Raw genomic sequence first — 2,954 nt, 5'->3', positions numbered from 1 at the left:
ACGAGGCATCCCACAACTCACGCCCCATACCGACCCACTGCGACCCCTGCCCCGGGAACACGAAGACCGCGCGGCTGTCGGCAGCAGTCGCACCGGAGACCACGCCGGGGCCCGAGCCCTGCGCGGTGAGTCCGCGCAGACCGTCGAGCACACCCGCCGCGTCACGGCCGAGCACCACGGCGCGGTGTTCCAGGCTGGCGCGTGTCGTCACCAGGGAGAACGCCACGTCCGTGAGGTCGAGGCCGGGGTCGCGCTCCACCAGGCCGGACAGGCGATCGGCCTGGCCACGCAGGGCCCCGTTCGACCGTCCCGAGAACACCCATGGGACGACCTGTGCCGCAAGGGCGGGAACCGCCGGGACCTCGGCATCGGGCTGGACCGGAGGTTCCTCGGCCGCGGGGGCCTCCTCGATGATCACGTGCGCGTTGGTGCCGCTGATCCCGAACGACGACACACCCGCACGCCGTGCACGTTCCGTCTGCGGCCACTCCCGGGCCTCGGTCAGCAGCTCCACCGCGCCCGCGGACCAGTCGACCTTCGGTGTCGGCTCGTCCACGTTCAGGGTCTTGGGCAGTACTTCGTTGCGCAGGGCGAGTACGGACTTGATGACACCCGCCACACCGGCGGCCGCGCCCGTGTGCCCGATGTTGGACTTGACGGAGCCCAGCCACAACGGCCGGTCGGCCGGACGTTCCTGGCCGTAGGTGTTCAGCAGGGCCTGCGCTTCGATCGGGTCGCCGAGCGTCGTACCCGTACCGTGCGCCTCCACCATGTCGACGTCCGAGAGGGTCAACCCGGCGTTGGCGACCGCCTGCCGGATCACCCGCTGCTGCGACGGACCGTTCGGAGCGCTCAGGCCGTTGGACGCGCCGTCCTGGTTGATCGCCGAGCCGCGGATCACCGCCAGCACCTCGTGCCCGTTGCGGCGCGCGTCCGACAGTCGTTCCAGCACGATCATGCCGACGCCCTCGCCCCAGCCGATCCCGTCCGCGGACGCGGCGAAGGCCTTGGTCCGGCCGTCGGCCGACAGTCCGCCGAGGGTGTCGAACTCCCCGAACGCACCCGGCGTGGCCATCAGACCGACGCCGCCCGTCAGTGCGAGGCCGCACTCACCGTTACGCAGCGCCTGGACGGCGAGGTGCAGGGCGACGAGCGAGGACGAGCAGGCGGTGTCCACGCTGACGGCGGGCCCTTCCAGGCCGAGGGTGTAGGAGATACGGCCCGACATGACGCTGCCGGAGGAGCTGGTGACGGCGTAGCCCTGGCTGGCCGGCGAGTTCATCAGCAGTGCGCCGTACTCGACGGCCGTACCACCGACGAAGACACCGGTGTCACTGCCGCGCAGCGACTTCGGGTCGATGCCGGTCCGCTCCACGGCCTCCCACGAGGCCTCCAGGAGCAGCCGCTGCTGCGGGTCCATGGTCAGCGCCTCACGCGGCGAGATCCCGAAGAACCCGGCGTCGAAGTCGCCCGCCTCGTGCAGGAAGCCGGCGCGGCGGAGGCTCGCGAGGTTCCAGCGGTCCCAGCCTCGGTAGGAGGGGAAGTCGGACAGCCCCTCCCTGTTCTCCGTCACCACCTGCCACAGGTCCTCCGGGGAGGCCACTCCGCCCGAGTAGCGGCAGGCCATGCCGACGACGGCCAGCGGTTCGTCGGCCGCGGTCCGTACGACATCGGCCGCGGGCACGGGATCCGTTCCGGAGCCGATCAGCTCGTCGCGCAGATGGGCGGCCAGCTGTCGTGGGTTGGGGTAGTCGAAGACGAGGGTGGCCGGCAGGCGCAGGCCGGTGGCGGTGGTCAGCAGGTTGCGCAGTTCCATCGCGGTCAGCGAGTCGAACCCGAGCTCCTTGAAGGGCCTCTCCGGCGTGATGTCGGCCGCGGAGGCATGCGCCAGGAGGCGGGTGGCCTCGCCGCGCACCAGGTCCATGAGCAGGTCGACTTGCTCGGGCCGGCCCAGCCCCGCGAGTTCCGCCCGAAGGGCCGCTCCGGCCGAGTCGTCGTGCGCCGCGTCGGCGGCGTCCTCGCTGAGTGCGCGGGTGGCTTCGGGGATGTCCTCGATCAGCGGGCGGCGCCGGGCCATGGTGTACCCCGGCGTGAACAGCGCCCAGTCCATGTCCGTGACCGTAAGCGCGGTCTCGTCGTGCTCCAGCGCCTGCCGGAGCGCCTCGACGGCGAGCGCCGGGTCCATCGGCCGGACACCGCGGCGCTGAAGCTGCTCCGCGGTCTGATCGGTGGCCATGCCGGTGTTCTGCCAGCTGCCCCACGACACCGAGGTCGCCGCCAGGCCACGTGCCCGGCGCTCCCACGCCAGGCCGTCCAGGTACGCGTTCGCCGCCGCGTACCCACCGTTGCCCGCACTCCCCCATACCGCGGCGCCGGACGAGAACACCACGAACGCGTCCAGTTCCAGGCCGAGTTCGGTGGTCAGCTCGTCCAGATGACGGGCGCCGAGAACCTTGGCGGCCATCTGGGCCTCCAGGTCCGCGGCTTCGAGTTCGCGTACGGGCCCGTAGCTGGCGATTCCCGCTGTGTGGAAGACGGCGGTCAGGGGGTGCTCGTCCGGTATCCCGGCCAGCACCTCCGCCAGCGCGGCCCGGTCGGTCACGTCGCACGCGGCGAACGTCACCTCGGCACCCAAGTCACCTAGTTCTGCGGCGAGTTCGGCCACACCTTCTGCCTGCTCACCGCTTCGGCTGACCAGCAGCAGACGCTCGGCGCCCTCCTTCGCCAGCCAGCGAGCCAGGTGCCCGCCGATGCCACCGGTACCACCGGTGATCAGCACCGTGCCCGACGGGTTCCAAGTCCGTGTCGGTGTGGGGTTGACTCCCAGCGGGGCACGGACCAGACGACGTCCGTACACGCCCGACGAGCGCACCGCGACCTGGTCCTCACCCTGCCCCGCGGCAAGCACCGCGGCCAGCGAGGACGCCACCCGCTCGTCCCACTCCACCGGAACA

The 2,954-nt window shown here is 71.6% G+C and carries 1 protein-coding gene; it reads right to left on the bottom strand.

All coding sequences use genetic code 11. From position 1 onward, the window contains the following. The coding region (locus POF73_RS45550) for a type I polyketide synthase (RefSeq protein ID WP_272125428.1) at positions 1 to 2,954 on the bottom strand (2,954 nt) is incomplete at both ends.

It is taken from the genome of Streptomyces sp. HD (assembly GCF_028369295.1).
In the GTDB taxonomy this organism is placed as follows: domain Bacteria; phylum Actinomycetota; class Actinomycetes; order Streptomycetales; family Streptomycetaceae; genus Streptomyces.
Note: the sequence above shows the minus strand (reverse complement) of the source record. Positions and strands in the feature narration are given on the sequence as shown.